This window comes from Streptomyces sp. Edi2, assembly GCF_040253635.1.
In the GTDB taxonomy this organism is placed as follows: Bacteria; Actinomycetota; Actinomycetes; order Streptomycetales; family Streptomycetaceae; genus Streptomyces.
Window position 1 is genome coordinate 7,539,746 of record NZ_JBEJGX010000003.1, and the last position, 21,942, is coordinate 7,561,687.

At 69.5% G+C, this 21,942-nt stretch carries 13 protein-coding genes and 1 pseudogene; 2 read left to right on the plus strand and 12 right to left on the minus strand.

The genetic code is table 11. The features are described 5' to 3' along the window. Positions 1-218: 218 nt before the first annotated feature. From ABR737_RS36415 to ABR737_RS36445, 7 genes are all read right to left on the minus strand, one after another. Positions 219-3,917 (minus strand): hypothetical protein, encoded by a 3,699-nt coding sequence (locus ABR737_RS36415; protein ID WP_350255418.1) that lies wholly within the window; start codon positions 3,915-3,917, stop codon positions 219-221. A gap of 8 nt (positions 3,918-3,925) precedes the next feature. Then, complete coding sequence (locus tag ABR737_RS36420) at positions 3,926-5,674, minus strand: hypothetical protein (protein WP_350255420.1); 1,749 nt, start codon at positions 5,672-5,674, stop codon at positions 3,926-3,928. Positions 5,675-5,728: 54 nt separating this feature from the next. Then, entirely contained in the window at positions 5,729-6,757 is a 1,029-nt protein-coding gene (locus tag ABR737_RS36425) for a polyprenyl synthetase family protein (protein ID WP_350255422.1), read from the minus strand. 3 nt (positions 6,758-6,760) lie between these two features. Next, complete coding sequence (locus ABR737_RS36430) at positions 6,761-8,191, minus strand: hypothetical protein (protein WP_350255423.1); 1,431 nt, start codon at positions 8,189-8,191, stop codon at positions 6,761-6,763. Positions 8,192-8,270: 79 nt separating this feature from the next. Next, on the minus strand, positions 8,271-8,642 hold the full coding sequence (locus tag ABR737_RS36435) for a hypothetical protein (protein ID WP_350255425.1): 372 nt from the start codon (positions 8,640-8,642) through the stop codon (positions 8,271-8,273). Positions 8,643-8,694: 52 nt separating this feature from the next. Beyond that, a complete protein-coding gene (locus ABR737_RS36440) occupies positions 8,695-9,633 on the minus strand; it encodes a hypothetical protein (protein WP_350255426.1) in 939 nt (312 codons plus the stop codon). Between the two features lie 316 nt (positions 9,634-9,949). Next, on the minus strand, positions 9,950-11,242 hold the full coding sequence (locus ABR737_RS36445) for a hypothetical protein (RefSeq protein ID WP_350255427.1): 1,293 nt from the start codon (positions 11,240-11,242) through the stop codon (positions 9,950-9,952). A 360-nt stretch (positions 11,243-11,602) separates the two neighbouring features. On the opposite strand from ABR737_RS36445, the pseudogene ABR737_RS36450 reads away from it, so the two are divergent. Then, a pseudogene (locus tag ABR737_RS36450) lies at positions 11,603-11,980 on the plus strand (transposase); the annotation flags it as partial. Between the two features lie 74 nt (positions 11,981-12,054). Here the strand turns inward: ABR737_RS36450 and ABR737_RS36455 are convergent. From ABR737_RS36455 to ABR737_RS36475, 5 genes are read right to left on the minus strand one after another with little or no spacing between them, the layout of a single operon-like run. After that, positions 12,055-13,974 carry an ArnT family glycosyltransferase gene (locus ABR737_RS36455; RefSeq protein WP_350255430.1) on the minus strand — a complete coding sequence of 640 codons (1,920 nt, stop codon included), beginning with the start codon at positions 13,972-13,974 and terminating at the stop codon, positions 12,055-12,057. Positions 13,975-14,015: 41 nt separating this feature from the next. After that, a complete protein-coding gene (locus ABR737_RS36460) occupies positions 14,016-15,056 on the minus strand; it encodes an NlpC/P60 family protein (protein ID WP_350255431.1) in 1,041 nt (346 codons plus the stop codon). A 56-nt stretch (positions 15,057-15,112) separates the two neighbouring features. Continuing rightward, complete coding sequence (locus tag ABR737_RS36465) at positions 15,113-15,595, minus strand: poly-gamma-glutamate biosynthesis protein PgsC/CapC (RefSeq protein WP_350255433.1); 483 nt, start codon at positions 15,593-15,595, stop codon at positions 15,113-15,115. Continuing rightward, positions 15,592-16,926, minus strand: a complete 1,335-nt coding sequence (gene pgsB, locus ABR737_RS36470; protein WP_350255434.1) for a poly-gamma-glutamate synthase PgsB — start codon at positions 16,924-16,926, stop codon at positions 15,592-15,594. The genes ABR737_RS36465 and pgsB overlap by 4 nt, the downstream gene beginning before the upstream one ends. 13 nt (positions 16,927-16,939) lie before the next feature. Continuing rightward, positions 16,940-19,267, minus strand: coding sequence for a cache domain-containing protein (locus ABR737_RS36475; RefSeq protein WP_350255435.1), 2,328 nt, complete (start codon positions 19,265-19,267; stop codon positions 16,940-16,942). Between the two features lie 985 nt (positions 19,268-20,252). On the opposite strand from ABR737_RS36475, the gene ABR737_RS36480 reads away from it, so the two are divergent. After that, positions 20,253-21,611: an alpha/beta hydrolase family protein gene (locus tag ABR737_RS36480; RefSeq protein WP_350255436.1), complete on the plus strand. Its 1,359-nt coding sequence runs from the start codon at positions 20,253-20,255 to the stop codon at positions 21,609-21,611. The last annotated feature ends 331 nt before the right edge of the window (positions 21,612-21,942 follow it).

Sequence of the window (21,942 nt, forward strand, 5' to 3'; positions counted from 1 at the left end):
CGGCTGAAGTGGCTCCGGCGGGGTTCGTTGTGCGAGGGGCTTGGGCTCTGCCCCTTCCTGCACGACCTGACCGGAACCGTCGGACACGCACAGCAGATCCTCACCGTCCGCCCCCTGCAAGCCGTTGGTAGGCCGTTCAGTCACCTGACGGCGGGAACCCGCCCGGCACAGTGGCTCGTACCGGGCGGGCGGGAGGCGGCGCGCACCGCGGGGGCGTGTCAGGTGAGCTGTGCGGCCGTCGTCGTGGCACAGTCCTTGAGCGCGTCCCAGATGCCCTCGCCCAGAGACTTGAAGAGCTCCTCCGGGTGGTTCTGGAGCCAGGAGACGATGTCGTCCCACTTGCCGATCGTGAACTGCTCGTCGAAGTGGAACTGGACCAGGTGCACGTCGAGCAGGTAGGCGTCGCAACTCGCCGTCAGGTGCAGCTTGACCCCGTTACCGTCGATGGTGAGGTCGAAGCCTCCCCCGGCATGGATGCCGACCAGCTTTCCGGCCGGAATCGGGATGCCACCGAGTACCACGCCTCGCGGAATGTCGACGTCGAAGTCCAGCTTGACGTGGGCCGATGCCCGCAGTCCGGTGCTGTTGAGCGTGCAGCTCAGGTCGCTGTGGAGGATGTCCAGCAGATCCGCGGCCACGGTGAAGGCGAAGCCCTCGGTGCCGAGCTCGGCCTCGACCGCGACCCGCGAGAGCCCGAGGAGGTCGAGCCGGCCGGAGAGGTAGAAGATCTTCGCCGGGAGCCGCCCGTTCCGGATGCCCCGGGTGTCGAGGAGGTACTGGGGACCCTTGGTTCCGCTCGCGTCAGAGAGGGTGAAGACGTCGGCCAGCTTCAGCGGTTGGGCGATGTTGCTGTACGCGTAGAGGCCGTCGTCGCTGACGTTGACCTCGAAGCGCCAGTTGTTGCCGAAGAAGTCGATGTCGCCCTTGGCGTAGAAGCCCTGCTTCCATTCCTCGTGGGTCACCGGGTTGGTCCAGGCGCCGGTCGCGGTGACCACGCAGATCGCCAGCTTGTGGAGCACGATCTGCTTCAGGAAGGCGAGCCAGTCCGGCGGGTTGGCAAGGACGGTGAGCATGTCCCAGATCGAGATGCCCTTGTCCTTGTGGACGGTCCCCAGGTCGAAGCGGAAGACGGTGACGAAGGGCTCCGGGTTGAACCCGCCCTCGATGTCGAGGTCCAGGGTGGCCTCGCCGATGACCACCGAACCGCCCGCGCCCAGGGTGAGGCCGGTTTCCGGCCCGTAACCGATCTGCAGGTAGAAGTAGTGGACGTCGAAGCCCTCGACGCCGAAGGCGTTCCTCCACGTGGGGCGGTCGTCGGACGGGGGCGGGCCGGAGAGCCCGGCGAGGCGGCTCGCGGTGTCGCGCACCAGGTTGTCGGTGGTCTCGCTCGCCTGGTGGGGCGTGGCGTCGTGGAGGAGGTGGCCGTCGGCGCCGGGTACCGGGTCGGCGGTGAGCAGGGTGTGTCCGGGGGCCCGGAGGGCGTAGGCCAGCTGGTGCGGCGCGGGCCGTCCGGCGGTCTCTTCCGCCTCGGCGCCGGCGGCGGGCTTGAGCACCAGGAAGAGGTGGAACTCGGTGCCCTTGAGAGCGCCTCCCGCGACGAACTGGAGCTTGGTCGCGGGGGCGGACCCGACGGCCGGGACGGTGAAGATCCAGGAGGTCTGGAGGGACACTTCCCGCTTCGCCGGGCGGAACGCGAGGGTGAGGCCGCCGAAGCCTTCCTTGGTCTTCTGCTCGGCGATGGACGCGGTGAACTCGGAATCCTGGACCGGGGTGGTGAGACGGGCCGTCAGATGGATGCCGCCGGCGTCCTTGAACAGCTCGTTCAAGGGCGCCAGCGGGCCGGTCAGCCCCAGTTCGGTGAAGAACGTGAGGCCCTTGTCCAGCGTGGCGGGGAGGGTGTCCGGCGGGTTGGCCCCGGCATCGACGGTGACCCCGTCGGCCGAGCTGACGGCAAGCCCGGACTTGGCGAAGGTGATGCCGTCGAGGAAGCCGAGCGCCGGTGCCCAGTCCGAGACCTTGCCCGGCGACCACACCCAGTCCTGCTGCCATAACGCGGCGGCGAAGAGGGTGCCTCCCTCCGCCTTCTTGGCGGCCTTGCCGAAGAACGTCAGCTGCGCCCCGTCGAACGTCGCCGTGGTGCTGACCGCCAGTTCGTAGCTCTTCCCCGCGGCCGGCTGCCCCGACAGCGCGCTCCCCAGGCGTACGGTCACGGCCGGGTGGAGGAGGCGGACCTGCGGCAGGCCGTCGGGCAGGGGCACATCGGCCTGACAGGCGAGGGACTTCAGGAGTGCGGTCAGGTCGACGTCGGGGAAGGCCCCATCGAGCTCGAAGGCACCGGGGAGCGTCCATTCGGCGGCGAACTTCATGACGGAGCCGTTGCCGCCGCCCTCGGCGGGGCCGAGCTCGGCCTTGGCCGACAGCGTGCCGGTGGTCCGCGAGCCGCCGTTCCCGGCACCGGCTGCGCCGTCCGGCTGCTGCACGACGTCACCGCCGGTGCCCTCGTTGCCGGTGCGTGCCAGCTTCAGGCCGGCTTCGGTGAGGCCGATACGGGCGGCGCCGACATCGATGTGCCACTCGGAGGTGACGGACGCGTCGACCTCGTACGCGCCCTTCTTGGGCGTAGCGGTGCCGGAGAACTTCTTCAGCTTCAGCTCGGGGGCGCCGGTGAGGTCGGCGTGCGGCAGGAAGTGGCGGAGTACGTCGCGCAGTTCGGCGGGAGTGCTCTCGTCGAGGCTGAGGCGGAACGTGCCGGGCGGTACCTCCGCCGTTGCGTGGAGACTGACGTCGCCGGCGACGGTGAAGTCGCCGTGGCCGGTGACCTTCGCCGCGCGGGACTTCTGGAGCGGTTTCGTCACGGTCAGGGTGGCGCCGACGCCGGTCAGGGCGAGGTCGTCGCCCACGATCGGCCAGGTGGTGCCGGGCATGGTCTCGACGGTCGCGGTGACCTGGGTCAGCGCTGCCGGCAGCCCGCCCTTGCCGAACGCTGCGGGGTCGATGGTGGCGGTGATCCCGGTGAGGCGGACCGAGTCGCCGAGCGCGAAGCCCTCCTGGTCGACGAGCTGGTGGACCGCGGGGCCGGTGCCCTTCCACGCGGCGAGGTCGCCCGGGGCGAGCTGCCCGGGTAGCCGGTCGGCGCTGAGGATGAGCGCACCGCCGCCGGAGGGCAGCGGGGTGCTGATCGTCGTCCCGGCCGCCTGCCCCAGAACCAGGTCCGCGGCCAGCCGCAGACCGTAGGTGACCGGGGAGCCGTTCGCCCCCTCTCCGCGCGATCCGGCCCACAGGGAGAAGGAGGCGGAGAACTCCCCGTTCGGCTGGGGCGTCGAGCGCAGGGCGATGTCGGTGCGGACCTCGCTGTCCGGGCCCTTGACGGGACGCCGTACAACCGGTCCGGTCAGCGACAGGGTTCCGGGCCGGGGCCGGAGCAGCGCGGCGAGGGCGCCGAGTTGCCCGGGGTCGGTGACTTCCGGGGCGTGGAAGGTGAGGCCGGGGTCCAGTGCCGGGTACCCGTCGCGGGCGGGCCGGGCCACCGAGGTCAGCAGCAGCGCGGGTGGTGTGGGGTAGGCGAGGGTGGCCAGGTCGGTGCCGTCGGTGGCGGGGAAGGAGGTGGCGAAGGTCCAGCCCGTGGGCAGGACGAGCGGGACGTAGAGGGTGGGTTCGTGGTCGACGGGGTCGAGGCCGAATGCGATCCCGTGGACCGGCTGGTCGGTGAGGCCGAGGCCGGTGACGGTGAGCGTGCCGTGCACGATCACGCTGTCCTCGCGGTCCTCGCGCTGCAGGTCGGTGACGGTGAGCGTGCCGTCGAGCCAGGTGCCGATGAGTGCGACGGCGGGCCCGGTTCCGAGGTCGGCGGCGGGGAGCGTGAGGGTGCTGTCCTGAGTGTGCCGGGTGATCAGGGCCCGGAGTTCTTCGAGCGTCATGGATGAGTTCAGCCCTCGAGCTTGGTGTGGATGACCGCGCGGGCGTTGTCGGTCAGTTCCTTGGCGAGGTCGGCACGGTGCGCATCCGCCGCTTCCTGCACACCGTTGATGATCTTCTGCTTGATCTCGTCCTTGTTCAGCACCTGCTGGATGACCTTCTCCAAGGGGCTGGGCTCCTTGAGGCGGATCGTGACCTGCAGGTCCTTCGTGGCGAGGGCGAGGGTGAGCGAGTCCAGGCCGATGGTGAGCTCGTCGGCGTCGCGGCCGGTGACGGACAGGCCGGCGCTCGCCGAGGGCTGGTCGATGGTGACGGTGAGGTCACCCTGGATCGTGTCGTCGTCGCCCGCGGCGCTGCCGCGGGTGTCGGGGAAGGAGACGACGACCGTGCCGGTGAGGGTGAGCGGGGGCGCGGGAACCTTCGCGTCGCCGGGGAGCCGGCCGAACCTCAGGGTCGCCCCGATGCCCCCCTCGGTGAGGGCGGCGTCCTTGACGGGGATCAGGACGTTGGAAATCCCCTTGATCGTGCCGCTCTTGAAGCTGAGGTCGGCTGTCGCGACGCCGATCTTGTACGAGCCGAGCTCGATGTCCCCGACGCCGTACGGTTCGAGCACCGGGCCGGTCGCCCCGAGGACGACGGACGGGGGGTAGAAGCCGGAACCGGTGTCGTTCACGGAGGCCCGCAGCCGGTCGAAGAGGTAGATCTCCAGCGGTCCGTACTTCCTCGGGAAGCCGCAGTCGTCCGACGGGAGGGTGCCTGCCGGCACCGCCCCGAGCACCCCGTCGAGCGCCTTGGCCAGCTGGGCGGTGACCGTGGTGGAGAACTCGTCGTGGAAGGAGGGCTGGGCCAGGGTGTCGACAAGCTTCGCGGTGAGGGCCTGGCCGGCGTCGGGGCTGTTGAAGGCGTCGGCCGCGGCCTGTTTCCAGGTTCCGAGGGTGTTCTCGTCGATCGTGCTGCCCTCGATGGTCAGGGACTTCTCGTCGAGGTGGAACGTCGGCTGCGACGCGACGGTGATCGACTCGACGGTCAGCTGCGGGGTGCGGTCCGCGCCGGTGCCGGTGGTCTCGGCACCGAGGACGACGTCGAAGGCGAGGTTCTCGGCCGTCACGGTGAACTGGCCGTGGCCCTCGATCTCCTGGCGCGGCCACTCCACCCCCTCCAGGCCCTTGACCACGACCTTCGTGGGCGGCTTCAGGTCTCCCCCGTCCCCGTCCCCGTCCCCGTCCCCGTCCCCGGGGTCGTCGACCACCACGACGTGCTGCACCAGGCTGTACGTGCCCTGGATGGCGATCTGCTTCTTCCACCCGTGTGTGCCGTACGCCGCGGTGGTGACCCGGACCGTGCCCCGGTAGCCGCTGTCGACGGGGGTGAGGTGCTGCAGCTCCCCGACCGAGGCGTTCGGCAGCCCGTCCACGGTGAGGGTGGTCAGCGACAGCGAGGGGTAGGGGCGGTCGGCGTCGCGCTGGCTGGTGAAGGCGTCGAGGCTGTCCGGGAGATCGGGCACGCCGCGGTCCTTCGCGTCGTCGAAGGCGGCGCCCACGAAGATCCACCACGCGGAACCGATGGTGTCGCCGATCGTCTTCCCCTCGGTGCCGTCGAGCTGCCCGATGTCCCATCGGTCGACGGCCAGGGGATTCAGCGTGTGGCCGTCGGCCGTGCGGACGTCCTTGAGGACGGTGGGCAACCAGTAAGGGCTGTCCGGGTTGTTGATGCGCTTGTACATGGTGGCGTAGATGAAGTCGACCAGCTCGGTGGCCACGGACCTCTCCTTCGGGGGCTCGGTGTACTGGACCGGGACGGGCCGCCGTGCTGCTCAGACCCCGCGGTCCACGACGTGCAGGGCCAGGTCTTCGAGGGCGTAGCGGTACCGTCCGGCCGGGAACGGGCGCAGCAGCTCGACGGCCTCCAGCGCCTGGCCGCGGGCATCGGTGTACGCGCGCGAGAAGCCGGCGCCGCCGCGGACCTCGGCGAGCGTGCGCTCCAGGGCGGCGGGATCGGTGGCCTCGCCGCGCATGATGCGGCTGACCGTGTGGTCCGGACCCCACTCCTGCATGGCGTAGATCAGGGGCAGGGAGGCGCGGCGGCGCAGCAGGTCCATGCCGCGTGGCTTGCCGGAGCCGGACTCGTCCTGGGCGAGGTCGAACAGGTCGTCCATGACCTGCAGGGCGCGCCCGAGCCGGCGGCCGTAGAACCCGGCCCGGCGGGCGTCGCCGCTGCGCCCGTCGGCCAGCGTCACCCCGGCCTCGGCCGCGAGCCCGAACAGGGCGGCGGTCTTGCGGTCGGTGGTGCGCCAGTAGGTCCTGGCCAGCAGCTCCGGGTCCTGCGAGAGGTCCGTACGCAGCTCGTCGAGCTCCCCGCAGCCGATCTGGAACGCGGTGTCGAGGACGAGCTCGACCAGGCCCATGTCGCTGTCCCGGTCGATCGTCCCCACGAAGCCGCGGATGGCCTGGACGAACTGCAGGTCGCCGACGAGCACCGCGGCCTCGGTGCCCCGCGCGGCGTTGACCGAGGGCAGACCGCGGCGCAGGGCGGCGCCGTCCACGATGTCGTCGTGGATCAGCGTCGCCACGTGCAGCATCTCCAGAGAGACGGCGCCCTGGAGCACCTTGTCGGGAAGCGGCGCGGGGCCGTGCACCATGCGGGCAGCCAGCAGCAGGACGGCCGGGCGCAGCCGCTTGCCGTGCCGGTACAGGGCCCGCTCGCCGTCGGTGAGGTACTCCTGCTGCGGGGCCAGCGCCTGCTCCAGGAACGCCTCGAAGCGCGGCTCGTCGTCGGCGAGAAGGTTCGTCCACACCCCGCCGAGGACGTTCTCGGCGGGGGCGGTGGTGTCGAGGATGAGCACGGGTCAGGACCGCCCGTCCTGCGGGAGGGCGTAGCCGGCGATGCCGGTGAGGGCGGCGTGGCGGACGTTCTCGGCGATGGCGTCCTGCAGCAGCGTGTGCACGAACCGCATGGCGGCGAGGCGTTCGCGGGCCACGTCGGCGGCGCTGCCCTGCCACTGCTCGTCGTCGATGCTCAGAGCGAGGCCCGGCAGCTCGACCGTGACGTCCGCCGGTGCGCCGTCCGGCGCGAGGCGGGTGGTGATGCGGACGTCCTCCAGACGCGCCGCGCAGTCGCCGGTGTGCAGGGTGTCGGTGGCCCGCGGCCCTTGCTGCGCCTCCTCGTGGTAGGCGGCGGCGCCGATCTCGTGGACGATGGCGCGGTCCTCGACGGACAGCGCGATCCAGTCCTCCTGCTCCTGCGGCTGGTCCTGCTGTTCCGCCCCGGGTGCCTGGACCTCCCCGTCGGTGAACATGGCGAGTCCGTTGTAGCGGGCCATTTCCCCGTGGGAGACCGCCGGTGGTTCCCCGGAGTGCTGGTCGATGGTCGTGTAGACGTTGTCCTGGGTCATCGGGGTGGTCTGCGAGCCGTCGTTGCCGGTCTGCTGGACGGACTTGGAGAAGCTCTCGGCGGCCGTGGCCGCAGCCGCCAGACGCTCGGCCTTCGCGGGATCCTTCCGCTTGATCCGGGCGGCTTCGGTGGTGAGCGCGGTTTGCACCGTGGTCCGCTGCTGCCAGGCGTGCCCGTTGTACGTGACGCCCTCGTGCGGGTCCTGCCAGTTGTTGACCTGCTGCGGGTCGTCGGTGGACGGGCGGGCGCCATCGGCCGTTTCCGGATCCGTTGCGTCGTAGGTGTGCTGCGACATGCGCTGGGTGACGCCCTTCTCGGCCCACTTCTTGCGGAGGGCGGAGGACACCGAGGAGCTGCCGTTGAAGATGTCGTAGTAGCTCTCGTTGTGGGTGCCGTACTGGATGAGGACCTTGCGGCCGTTCTCGGTCTTCATCAGCTTGGTGCGGTGGGCGTCGGCGCGGCCGGTCCACCTGCGGATGGTCTCGTCGTCCGGGTGGCCGGGGGTCGCGGCGCGGGCTCCGGCGGGGAGCGTGGGCTGACGTGCTTCCTCCGAGAGCGGGCGGAGGTTCCCTGCGGTGTCGATCTCCCGGATCTCGTCGGGCCGGGTGTCGAGGGCGTAGCGGCCGGTGAGGATGAGTGCCGGGATGCGGTGGGTGATACGGCGGGTGTCGCCGCGGGTCTCCTCGGAGAGGGCCTCCGGCTGCCCCTCGGCGCGTAACCGGAGCGCGCCGAGGCGGAAGCTCAGCGATCCGGTGGGGTAGTTGAGGGTGTCGGGCATCTCCACGCTGCGGGCGAGGGGGTAGCCGGGTGTGTCGGCGAGGTGGAGCGTCTCGGCCTCGCGGCCGGGCCGGGCGTCGCCGGACTGCGGGGGCTGTGGCGTGCTCAACGGGTCTCCTGCGGTGGTCGATCGGACATGAGAGGGCGGTGCGGCCGGGGCTGGCCCCGCCGGGCGGTGCGGAGACCGTTCAGGAGACGACGAACATGCCGCTGACCATGAGCATCCCGTCGTGGGAGCCCAGTTCCGGCGACGTCAGCTTCACGGACACGGTCTGGCCCTGGACGGTGACGTCGGTGCCCAGCGGCTTGTCGAGGGGGATGTCGACGCTCTTCTTGCCCTCCAGCGCGTCCTTCAGGACGGCCGGGGCCGCGGCGGCCAGCAGATTGGCGGGCGCGGCGGCCAGCTTGGCGGCATCGGACTTGGGGTACAGCCAGAGCGAGTTGAGGACGATCTTCTCCAGGGTCGCGGAGAGGGCCGTGTCCGTCAGGCCGGTGGCCTTCAGGGTGACGTTGGGTTCGGTCGGGTCGAGGACGACCTCGAAGTCGAGCAGCGGATCCACAGGGCGGACCTCCTGGGTCGCAGGGGACGGGTGCGGGACGACGGTGCGGGACCTACGACTCCTGGGACGCCTTGAACAGTGCGCAGCCCTTGCCTGGGGCGATGGGGAACAGGTCCAGCCCCACGGACCAGGGGATGTCGAAGTCGGCCGAGACCGTGGTCGGGTCGCTCTCGTCGACCTTCACGTTGTCGGCCTTGCGGAACGTGGCTTTCCACCAGACCGAGGCGACGCCGGTCAGGGTCCTGTCGTCGTCGGCCAGCTTCGTGTCCCGCCACTGGTCGAGGGCGCCCTGCAGCAGCCGGGCCAGGAGGTCCCGGCCGACGAGGAGGAAGACCTGCTTGTCCGACGGCCAGTCCGCGGCCGTACCGGCGGTGGGGGTGAAGGCCGTGGACCGGCTCGGGCTCGCGGTCGCCGTGAGGACCAGGTGGGTCCCGGTGACGTCCAGGAGGACGGGGGTGAGGGCGACCTGCTGGCCGAAGAGGTCCTGGGCGGGCAACTTCACCCCGTTCACCAGGTGTTTCGCCTGGTCTAGGACGTTCGGCACGATCACCTTCTCGACCATGATCCTCGTGTACGCGTCCGGGATCTCGGACAGCCACACGCCGAGCGGGACGACGCTGATGCCGCCGCCGTCGACCTTGGCCTGGACCGCGACTTTGACCTCGCTGACGCCCTGGGGCAGGGCGTCGCCGGCGATGGTGCCGTTCACCTGTAGCTGCGGGACGTGGACCTGCAGGACTCCCGAGTCGGGCAGGTCCGTGACGCCCTGCGCCTTGATCATCTTGTTCCAGAGATCGGCGTCCGGCTTCCGCAGGGTGAGCCCGGGCGGCTCGAGGAAGTCCCAGGCGAAGGTGTACTCGACGCCTCCGATGGTCTCGGGGCCGTAACTGCCCTGGAACACCGCACGGTGCTGGCTGTGCAGGTTTGTGATACCCGAGTTGAGAGCGTCGGCGTGGATTCCGAGTGCGAGATCATATGGCGTTTCGGTCACGGTACTTGATCTAAAGGCTGTGCGGAGCGAGAGACAATCGGTTCCCGGCCATTGTCCGGGAACGGTCACCAGAGCGAATAAAAAGAGCCGTGCCGGTATTGCCATTTGCGTCGAATTCGATGCCGTACATGCGCAGCGCAAAGCCGATCAGGTGGCGCTGCGGCGGAAAACTGCCGAAATGCAGCCGGTGCCGGAGGGGCGGCCGGACGGAAACACGACCCCGGCCGGAACGCGTCCGGTCTCCGCGTACGGACATGCGTTCCGGTGCCGGGCGCGAGGCGGGAAGTCCTGGGCCCGGCACCGGCTCCGTGGTCTCCTACCGCTTGGTGACGGTCACCGTGCCCTGGAGCGCGAGTGCGTCACCGAAGCGCGCGAGGGTCAGGTCCGTCGGCGTCACGTCGAGGTGGACGGGCTCGACATCGACGGGGATGGCCGGGAAGTTGCCCACCGGGAACTCGACGCCGCGCAGCGCACTCCCGACGATGCCGCCGAACGTCGACGACAGGGCGTCGACGACCCACGAGACGATCACGCTGACGATGTCGCCGCGCGTGGGCACGAGCTTCAGATCGAAGGAACTCACCTCCACGGCAGTGGCCTTGAGCGTCGTCCCCGACATCGCCAGCGTCAGCGTGACGGTGGGGTCGGGCTCCAGGTGGAGGTCGAAGAACGCGTCGGTCGACCCGCCCCAGAGCCAGTTGATGCCGGCGCTGCCGCTGCCGGAGACGGAGGTGCGGACGCGTACGGTCGGCACGTCGTCCCACACCACCTCGCACCGGACGTGGTGAATGGTGATGTCTGCCTTGTAGTACCCGCTGCTGCCCAGAAAGTCCTTGTGATCACCGGCATGGAAGGTCTTCCCCTCCAGGTACGCGGTCGCCATCCGCGCGATCTGCTCGACCGCGTCCCGCCCGAGCACGGCGAAGAAGGGGCTCTCGGGCCAGCTGTCGGGGAAGGGGGGCTTGGGGATGCCGTGCTCGGCCAGGTTCAGGGCGGCCACGGCCCGCTGCGGCTGGATGACGGGGACGGGCGTCGACAGGGACAGGCCCGGCATCTGCGGGGCGGGCAGGGTGATGCCCGACAGCACTTTCCGGGACTGGTCCAGGACGTTGGGCAGCACCACCTTGTCCAGGAAGATCTTGTCGACCCTGCTCGGGGCATCGGCGGTGGCGCCGAGGGGATTGAGGCTGAACAGACCCGTTTGCGAGGTTACGGCCTGGACCTGGACGGTCACCGCGATGTCTTCCTCCGCCGGGTTCCCGTCCCCGGAGTCGACCTTCACGTGAACCAGGTTCAGCCGCACCTGGAAGGTGCTCCCGTCCAGCGAGTCGCGCAGGGCGGCGACGTGCTCGGCCAGCTCACCCTCGGCCATCCCGCCCGCGGCCGGCCCCTCGGTGAGGCGGGACCGTAAGGCGGCCTCGGACTGCGCCGGCGGGGTCAGGTCGAAGACCGGGGCCTTCTTGACGTCCCAGGAGACCGTGAAGGTGACCTGCTCCACGTCGAAGGGCTGGGAGCCGGTGAAGTACTGCGGATAGAGCTGTCCGTAGACCTCCTTGGATGTCGCGTTCACGACGTCGACATTGGCTCCCACCATGAGGTCGCAATTCATACGCGCTCCTTTTTCCATTCTGTACCACTGATTCGCAGTCGCCCCATGGAAAACAGCCCGGACAGCGGCCTCGACACGGCGACTCCGGGCATGACAACGTGACCGACCTGGGCGACGGGTCAGATAATGAAGCTACGGCCGCGGCCCGTTCAAGACCGCAGGAGAAATCCCGACACATCTCCGACGCCCGGACACCTCCGAAACCGGCCCGTCGACGCCCGCCGGCTTCCCGCTTTCGGCACTGTGCGATGTCCTCGCCAAGTGACGGTGTTTGGCGCGATCCGGCGCCGACACCAAATCGGAACCGCTCTATGCCTAGAACACAGCCCGGGCGGTGCTGAGCGGGCGGGCACGCGCGTGCTTGCGGAACGCCACGCCCCGCAGCTGCTCACTGTGGTGGGCATCGGCCCGGATACGGCCGTCACTTTGCTGATCACGATGGGGGACAACCCGGAACGTTTGCACAGTGAGGCATCCTTCGCCGCGCTGTGCGGGGTCAGCCCCGTAGAACGCTCCTCGGGCAGTCGGCAGTACCGTCACCTCAACCGCGGAGGCGACCGGCAGGCCAACGCCGCCCTCCACCGGATCGTGCAGACCCGCCTACGCTGCGACCCACGCACCCAGGACTGCTACGAACGCCGCACCAAGGAGGGCAAAACCCGACGCGAAATCGTCCGATGCCTCAAACGCTACGCCGCCCGCGAGGTGTTCCACCTGGTCAGGCCCACACAGTCATGACCCCCGTTGTAGGGGCAGTTGTGGCCGGGGATGGTGCGTTGCTGGTACCCGCAGAACTCCCCGTGTTCAGGAGCTCAGTTGCCTCGGGCGCAGTCGTAGAGGGTGAAGCTTCCGTCCGAGTTCCGGCCGTAGGCGCTTGGGGGGACGGGGGTGCAGGTTTTCTTCACCCAGGCCGATGCCGGTGTGGACGGGCGGCGCGTGGTGAGCAGGGCGTAGCGCAGTTGGTGGGTGGAGACCAGGTCGCTGAGCTGTGGTGCGGTCGGGTAGGGGGTCAGGCCGGTGAAGCCGCCCATGACGAGCATGGGTTGGGGGGTGGCGCGCAGCAGGGGCGCGGCGCCGTAGGCGGCTTGGGTGGCGAGCAGGTACTTCTCTCCGGAGCGGTGTGCGAAGAGGTAGTTCAGGAGCGCGGTGTCCCGTGGGGATGGTTCGTTCAAAGGGTTTCGTCGGATCTTGGCCCGGTGGCCTTGCACATCCTGGTAGCCGGGGCCGACCGGTCCGGCCAGTGGTTCTATCGGTGAGCCGGGGTAGTGCGGATTCAGGCAGGATGCGGCCCAGACGGCCGGGGCGAGCAGTACGGCCGTCAGGGACGCTGCCAGGGCACCGTGCACCGCCCTTCGTGGGGTGCGTGGCCCGCTGGTCCACAGACCGACGGACCCGCACATGCCGAGCATCAGCACCATCGGCAGCAGCCAGGGCGCGAATTCGCTGTGCGGGCCTTCAATTGCCGTGGTCCAGAGGGCTGTTATCCCGACTGCGATGGGCAGTGCCGCCCGGCGTCGGCCACCGGCGCGGTACTCGGCCCAGAAGAGGGCGACTCCGCTGCCGGTGAGCGCGGCCAGGGCCGGGGCCAGTACGGTCGTGTAGTAGCCGTGGTTGCCGTTGGAGTTGCTGAACACCAGGATGTGCATCCCCAGCCAGCCGCCCCAGAGCAGGAACCCTGTCCGTGGCCCGTCGGTGCGCGGTTGTCCGGTGCGCCACCACACGCCCAGTGCCAAGGCCAGTACGGCGAGCGGCAGGAGCCAGGCGATCTGCGGGCCCACGGTCTGGTTGACCACCATGGTCCAGCCCGTGTTCCCGGTGGTGCGGCTGGCGGCGGTGCCGGCGACGGCGCCCAGCGCGTGCGGGTCGTCGCCGAAGCGGCTCAGCCCGTTGTAGCCGAAGACCAGAGTGAAGGGGTTGTTGTTGGCGGTCCCGTCGACGTAGGGACGGTTCGTGGCGGGGGAAGCCCATACCAGCAGAAGCCAGGAGCAGGAGACGACGAGTGCGGCCGTCCCGGCGAGCAGCAATCGTCGGGCCCGGTCCCACCGGGAGCCGGGCGCTGCCAGTTGGTACACCGCGGCGAAGACCGGCAGGACGAGCCACGCCTGGAGCATCTTTGCCTGGAAGGCCAGTCCGACCCATGTCCCGCAGACGAGCAGCGGAAGCAGTCTCCGGGTGCGGACGGCCTTCTGTAGCGACCCTGCCGCGAGGACCAGCAGCAGGACGAGCAGGGTGTCGGGGATGTTGTGCCGGTTGAGTGCGACTGTGGCCGGGGTGAGGGTGAGTGCCAGCGCGGCGAGCAGCCCTGCGAGGGGGCCGGCCCAGGCACGGACGATCCGGTGCAGCGCCCAGACGGCGAGTACGCCCTCCAGCACCTGCGGCAGTACCGCCGCCCAGTTGTACGGTCCGAGGAGCCTGACGGAGAGGGCCTGCGGCCACAGCGCACCGGGGATCTTGTCCAGGGTGATCGAGCCGCTCGGGTCGAGCCCGCCGAAGAAGAAGGCGTGCCAGTCCGCTGCCATCGACCGCACAGCCGAGGTGTAGTACGGGTGCACCGCGGCACGGTCGATGGCCCAGGTGTAGAGCACCGCGGCAAGTACCAGGATCAGCAGCAGGGCGTATGACTCCCGGCCGATGCGGATCCGTTGACGGCGCTTGGCGTGGACGGCGCCTCTGATCGAGCGCGAGCGGTGGCGGCGGTCGGTGGCGTCCTGGGTGACGGGGGCGGTGGCCATGGCGGGGTCTCTCCTGGGGCGGCGGGCTGGGGGCGTCGGCTTCACAGGCGGCGGGCCATGCGGAACCCTTGGGCGTAGAAGCCATGGCCGTCGAGCGTCGCGCGGCCGGCCAGGTCGCCCATGGTGGGCCCGTTGGCCCGCGAGCGGCTGGAGTAGAAGCGCGGGCGCCCGTCAGTGTCCGGCCCCAGATATATGCCGCAGTGGTCGATGCCGTGCGGTCTGCCGATGTCGATGGCGAAGAAGACAAGGTCGCCGGGGAGCAGCAGGCTGAAGTCGGCAGGTGGCCGGCCGGTGTTCGGTATCAGCAGCACGCCCGGGGCCCGAGAGGCGATCGCGTAGGCCCGGCGGGGCAGGCCGATCCCCGGGCTGTTGGTGGCGTGCATGGGGTAGCCCATCCGGTAGCCCCAGACCAGGCGCATAAAGCCGGAGCAGTCCACGTCCCCGTAGCGCTCCTTCTCCGGGTACTTGCGCATGCCGTCCGGAAAGGTCCAGGGAGTGCCGAGGTAGTCGTAGAAGTCGGACTTCTCATCGCGGTAGTGGAACGACGTCGGTGACTGCCCGGGAACGAGCGGCCCGAAGTGGGCCTTGCCGGCGTAGCGCACACCCGATGCCGTGTGCAGATCGTGTGCCCCGTCGCCGTACTGGAAGGCCACGGCGATGGCGTCCGGACTGCGGTCGGCAAGGGCCTTGGGGAACCACTCCCGGAACCAGCGGGTTCGCTCCTTGCCCTGACTCCATGCGCTGCCCATCAGCCGCACCCAGGCGTCGCTGTGCACCACCGCGCCGGTGGTGCGCGGCTCGCTCCAGGTACGGGTCGGGCCGGTCAGCAGTGCGGTGCGGGCGCCGTCGGTGAAGGTGGCCAGCTCGCGGTCGTCGGCGGCGCGAACCACCGTACGGGCGGGCGCGGCGCGGCGCTCGAAGCGGTAGCTGCCGGCCGGTACGGCGAAGTCACCGCCCGGTACGCCGCTTCCCAAGTGGTGCCATGCGTATCCGGTAACCGCTCCGGCAGCGGCCAGGCCGGCGGCGCATGTCAGGATCTGACGGCGACTGGGCCTGCCGGGCGGGGTGGGGCCGGTCCCCATGGTGCACCTCCTCTACGTATGCGTACGGACGGGTGTGGCGGACGTGTGCGGCTCGTTCAGCCGACGGGCAGTGCACCCAGCAGCAGCCCGGCAACCAGCACCACATACGTGCCGAGGGTCACCGCGGTGGTGGAGATCACGGTGGCCGCCAATGGCTGGCGGACCAGCTGATAGGCGATCAGGCCGGGCACGATGAAGCCCAGGGTCTGGGCGGTATACAGGAGCGGGAACTCGTGCTGGAGGCCGAGCATCACCGTGGTCTGGAGCAGTACTGCGGACAGCACCACGGCGGCGAACAGCCGCTTCCCGTAAAGGATCACATGACGCTGGAGGACCTTGGTCGCGACGAGGGTGAGGGCCGTGATGCCGATCATCATCGCGGCCCGGACCACATCCGTGACCAGGGTCAGCGCCAACCAGCCGGGGGTGATCATGCCGCCGGGAGAGAGGTTGGTGGTCAGATAGCAGATCAGCGAGAAGAGCAGTCCGAGGGCGATCCCCAGTGCGGCGGTCTGCGGAGTGACGATGACGGGGATCACAGCGGCTTCCTTGCGGTCTCGTACCGGGCGTCGGCACGGGTGGGGGAGGGGCTTGGGATATGTGCGCCGGATGTCGGGCCGTTCAGCGGCGCCACCCAGGTGTACGGCACCGGCTCGGGCGGGTGCGCGACCGGAAGCGGCTCGTCGGTGTGGTCCGAGGGCAGCTTGTCGAGGTGCTCCAGAAGCAGTTCGCCCTGGCCGTGGATATTGCCGATGGCCACCAGCGAGGAATCCGGGGCCAGTTCGGCGAGGATGGCATGGGTCAGCTCCTGCGCGTCGCGCCGGTCACCGCCCAGGTCCACCACCCGGCCCGACGAGCCCGGAGGGATGCCGTCGCGGGCGCTCTTGGTGGGATGCCCGATGAGGAAGACCGTCTCCGGGGCCAGATCGGGGACGATCGCTCCCATCTGCCCATTGCGTTCCACCCGGTCGGGGCGACAGTTGATGACCAGGTTCAGCGGGCGGCGGATCGCACCGAGCTCCTCCAGCTGACGGACGTTCATCAATGTCGACTCGGGGTCGTTGGCGGCGAAGACATTGGCGAAGCGCAGCCGCTTGCCGTCCGGTGTGCGGTAGCGCTCGACGGAGAGCACGCCGGGGTCCGGCGGCGCGTCCCACATACCGCGCAGTGCGGTGGCCCGGTCCACGCCGAGCAGTCCGGCCACCGCCAGCGCGATGGCGACGTTCTCCTTGAAGGTGAACCAACTGAACTCGCGCAGCTCCTCGTCGGTGACCGACTCCGGATCGACCGAGATCAGGCGGCACCTCCGTTTGTCCGCCTCCTCCTTGAGGAGGTGCAGCCGCTCCTGCTCGGCGGTGACACAGACCCCGCCGACCGGCATCGACCGGGACAGCGAGCGGGCCACATCGTCCAGCGTCGGGCCCATTTCGGCGAGGTGGTCCTCGCGGACGTTGCACAGCACGCCGATGGTGGAGCGGATCAGCTTCTCCTGGTTGACCTCCTGAAGTGCGGGCATCACCGCCATGCACTCGATCACCAGAGCCTCCGGCCGGTACGCCGCCGCGCGCCGGACGATGCCGATCTGCTCAACGACATTCGCGATGCCGAACTTCCGGTACACCGGTTCCTCGGTGGCATCCGGGTGGATGAACCGGGCAGCGGTGCCGGTGGTCTTGGCCACGGTGACCAGCCCACCCCCGCGCAGTGCCCCCGCGCACAGCCGCGTGATCGAGCTCTTGCCGCGAATGCCGTTGACCAGCACCCGAGTGGGGACCTGCGCCAGCGCGGCGTAATGGCGCCGTTGCTCCAGCACGCCGGCGACCAGCAGCACAGCACAGCTCAACAGCAGCACAACATAGAGAAAAAGCACGTCAGTTGGTCCTTCACTGCTGCGGCGGGCCGCCGGTTCGGAACGATGGGGCAGGGACAGAGGCCACGTAAGCTCGCCCGCCGCCGCGGTCCCGCTCCACCAGCGCCTGCCGGAGCAGTTCCAGACTGCGGGTGACCGAGCCGCACTCGTCGTGGTGGACCGGGTACAGGACGGTGCGGCGGTCACCGCCGGCCAGCCGCTCCGCGCATCCGGTGACGGCGCGCAGCGGCCTGACCACCACGATGTGCAGCCAGCCGAGGCAGGCGCCCCCCACGGACAGGGCGAGCAGCCCGGCCAGCATGGTGCGTGCCTGGACCTGGAATGCCGCCAGTTTGAGGGCTTCGGCGGGCTCGGCGGAGACCACCCGCCAGCCGAGTCCAGCGGCAGGCCCCGTCTGTGCCAGTGGCGCGGCGGCCACGACCGACAGGCCCTCGCCCGGCGCGGTCCCCGCGTGGAGTACGGCCGATGCCGGGTGACCCGCGCCGCCGGGTGCCGCGTCGGTCTTGGTCACCAGACGGGTGAGGTGCCGGCTGGGAAGGGACTGGAAGGCTTGAAAGCCGACGCTCGCCGCGAGCACTCTGTGGTGCTCGTCGGTCAGCCACACTCTGCCGAGCCCCGGTCGGGCAACCAGGTCATTCAGCGCGTCAACGCCGATCTCTGCGACGACTACAGCCGGGGTGCCTTCGGCGTTCTTGACGTCTTTGGCGTTCCTGGCCGGCGGGATCTGGGCGTAGGCGGCGATCGCGGGGATCTTGCCCGACGTCGTGACCTGGGTGACTCCGTCGCCGGTCGGACGGACGAGGGTGTGCAGCGGGTGCTCGCCCGCCCGCAGCATGACGGCACCGGTGCGGTCCAGCACATACAGGGATCGGTACATGGGATGGCCGGCGTGTTCACGTCGCAGAACCTTCGCCGCCCGCTCCCGTGGCGCACTGGTGATGGCTGATGCCATCGCCGCGAGGTCGGCGTGGCTCTGGTCGAGTGACTGCTGCACCCGGTCGGCGGTGGCTTCGGTGCGTGCCTGCTGGTCGGCGACGGCGGCTGCCGGTACGGCCTTGGCTGCCGGTACACGGTTGAGCAGGAACAGCAGCGGTACCCCCCACGCGGCGATCACCAGTGCGCACACGAGCACCAGAGCGCGGGCACCGGGGCGGCGCCGCACTGGCCGCACAGGCTCCGGTCCGGTCTCGCCGAGCAGCTGGCGGCGAATCGCCTCCAGCGCCCGGCCGAGCCTGCCGGGCTCGTCGAACGCGAAGACCGGCACCGACCGCGCCAACTCCTCGCGTTCCCCGGGTCTTTCGCAAACCTTGGCCAGCCGGGCGGCGGACAGGTGCAGCCGCAGCAACGGCCGCTGCATCGTGCCCCACAGCACCAGGGTGACCAGCACGGCGATTACCACCAGCGCACCCGCGGCGGCGAGGGCAAACCACGTATGGTCGACTTTCTCCCTCGCCGGAGCCACATCCCGGAACGTCAGGACGGTCAGCCCCAGGCCGGAGGTGTCGTCCTTGCCGTCCGTCGCGGCGACCGACGCCCACCCCGTGACCCTGCGCAGCCCGTTGTGACCGTCACCGAGCACGCTGCCCGCGACATCGCCGGTGTGAAGGTCAGCGTTCGCGGCGTTCGCCGCAGCGGCGGGCAGCGCGCGGTGGTCGGTAGGGGGCACCAGGGTCGTGCCGGTGGTGGCGGCGGTGGCAACCACCTTTCCGTTCCGGTCCACCAGTTGACCGGTGCGCCCGGCTCCGTACACCGCTGGAGCAGAGATCTTTTCCGAGGCGACAAGTAGCAGTTCGCGTTCCTCAGGGCCCTGGTCCCCTACCAGGTCACCTGCCTGATCGTGGTACTCGTCCTGCTTGCGACCCGGAGCGGGGACGGCCACCCGGGCAAAGAGCAGCAGCCGTGGTGCGGCACTGCCCGAAACGACCAGTCGGGGCGCGATGTTCGCGGTATCGGGCCGCACCAGAGCCGCCGCATCCACCCCGGTCAGCGGCACCGTTTCACCACTGGCCGCCAGCGGTCTGCCGGTGCGCGGGTCGAGCAGCACACCGCCCTCCGCAGGGTGCCCGGTCGGGAGAAGGGACCGCAGTAGTGCCGCCGGATTGCTGCTGCCGGCGGGCGTGTCCGACGCCGCAGAGCGGCGCACTGCCCTGGCTCTTGCGTTGATGGAGCTCCCGACCGAGTCGGCGGCATCCTGGGCGATCTGGCGTTCGGCGTCGCGTAAAGCCTGGGGGACATCCTGTTCGTGAACGGTACTGAGGCCGAGGGCGGTGAACGCGGCAACTGCCAGCAAGGCGCAGAGCAATGCGGCGATCGGTGGGCGGATGCCTCCGAGCAAAGGCATGTCGGCGCGGCGTCGGGTGCGGTGCGGACGGGGCGCGCGGGCAACAGCGTGCAGGGCAGCGTCCTCTCGGCATGCGGGGGGCGGTAGTGCGGCAACTCGATGAGTATGAATACCGGGATCACAGGATAATCACAAGGTGGTTCGTGCTGTGCTCTCCATGTCGGCCCACACGGAACCGGGCTCAACTCACCTTTGGGATAGGTTACTTATGCGTCATCGATCTCATCCCGGCGTGCGGGAAGTCCCAACCTGCCTCCTGGCAGCTCAGATTGACTGCTCGTTACCGGTCTGCATTCGACGCCTCACGCACAGTTGCGGTTGCGCCGAATGCTGCCTCCAAAACGGCCCTTCCGAGGGAATCTACAAACCCACAGGGGCGGTTGGCGAGGCTCTTCAGTTACGAACTGGAGCGTAATAAAAGCGCTCAGTGAAAACGGTGAGCAAATCTTCTGGAGTCTGGATCCGATGGCCACCATCCGACGATGGCGTTAATCAGCCATCTCCCGCAGAGGTGTTCTGACCGGCGTGAGTGTTCCGGAAGCCATCGCGCTGAGGCGATGGAACGGTCGCTCAGGTCGGCCCTCTGCCGGCTCGGTCCTTGCTGCTGCAACTGGTTGCCTGAGGATGTCGAGTGGCCGATCGCCGGCAACTACCACACGTCGTGCCAGGAGTTTTCTCCCGCGCGCATCCGTATGGGCACTCGTCGTTGCTCAACTCGGTAACGTGCTCCACGAGCGCCTACAGATCGTTCCCAGCCATATAAGTCCAGCGAAAAAGACCGGTCGCAGGGACCGGCGGCGGACGGGGCACGAAGTAGACACCGTGCATTTCTGGACGCGTCATCAGTGCTCGCCTCACCAGTCACCGTAGGCATAACTCGCCGCACAATCAGGTGGGTTGGTACGGCCATGGCAAAACTGCCTATACGATGACCGCCAGCCGATCGTTGATCACGTGCCAATTACCACCATGGAGGGGGCTGCCCATGAAGCATGCACGCAGGCGCCACAGCCGGTTGCGCACCCGGGTCGCCGGCACCACAGGACTACTGGCCCTCGCCCTGGGCGCCGGAGTCGCGCCGGCTGTCGCCGCCGGGAAGAGCAATGTTGTGCCCGTGACCGCGGCGGATCCCGGCACGGACGAAGCCCCGGACCAGGCGGCGGCCTTGGACGCGGCGCAAGCTGCGGGCCTGGTGCCGTCCTTGGACGACGCAGCGGAAACCCCGCGCCTTGCGGCGCAACCCCAGCGCCATGCGGCGCCCGTGGCCCCTGCCCCGGCACCGGCCCCGGGCCAGCTGACTCTCCCCGCCCCGACCGGGCGGCATGGCGTCGGTACGGTCGACCTCCACCTGCGCGACTCAAAACGCACGGATCCGTGGGTGCCCGGACAGCAGCGCGAGCTGATGGTCTCGCTGTGGTATCCGGCCACGGACACGTCCCGCTATCCCGCCGCCCCCCTCCCCAACAGCCCTCAGGTGCTGCCGGGCGGGGTGACCATGCCCACCACTGCCGGTCATACCGGCGCCCCGGTTGACCGCAAGGCTGGCAAGCTGCCGGTGCTGCTGTACTCGCCCGGCGGGCGCGGGAACCGGGGGACGGGGACCGCACTGGTTCAGGACCTGGCCAGCCGCGGCTACTTGGTCGTCACCATCGACCACACCCACGACACCGGCGACGTGGTGTTCCCTGGCGGGCGGCATGAGGGGAGCATGCTGCCGCCAGGCACCAAATCGCGCGACTTGATCGACGTCCGGGCGGCGGACTCCCGCTTCGTCCTCGACCAGCTGGCCGAGATCGCCCGCGGCCACAACCCGGATGCGGAACAGAAGCCCCTCCCCACCGGGCTGACGCGGGCCGCGAGCACAAAACATGTCGGGATGTTCGGCGCTTCCCTCGGCGGAGGATCGGTGGCCGCTGCCATGCAAGGGGACTCCAGGATCGACGCCGGCGTGAATCTGGACGGCCAGCTCTTCGGCTCGTCGGAACACCAGCGCCTCGACCGCCCCTACATGCTGTTCAGTTCCGAGCACCACAACCGCGACACCGACGGGAGCTGGGAGCGGCTCTGGGACAACCTGCACGGAGAGCGGCTCGACTTGAAGCTGCGCAACTCCGGACACAACTCCTTCGTCGACAACCAGGTCCTGTTCCCTCAGGCGCCGGGCGCATTCGGGATAACCCCGGAACTGATGCAGCAGGCACTCGGCACGATCGACCCCAACCGCTCCATCGAGGTCCAGCGCACCTACGTCGCCGCCTTCTTCGACAAGCATCTGCGCCATCGGCACAGCCACCTGCTCGACGGCCCCTCGCACCATTACCCGGAGGTCGACTTCGTCCGCTGAACCGACCGGCGGTCACCGCCGGCGACTCCACCCGTCGGCCACTGAACAGGTCGACGGTATGTCGCCGCGGCCACGCGTATGAGGAGAGTCATGGCCAACTCGGCATCTCGCAGCCCTCGTACTGCCTATATTCGCCCTCGTCCTCCCTGAGGCCCTCCAGCCCACTGCCGGTGCCGAAACGGCTCCGCTGCCGTACCCGACGCGGTCCGACTACCGCATCAAGGGCATCCAGCCGGACTTCTGGTCCACCAAGGACGAGATCGCCGGCAACAACGCCGGCGGTGTGTCCATGAACCTCGTCTGGGCGGACTGGGAGCAGAGCGCCAAGGCG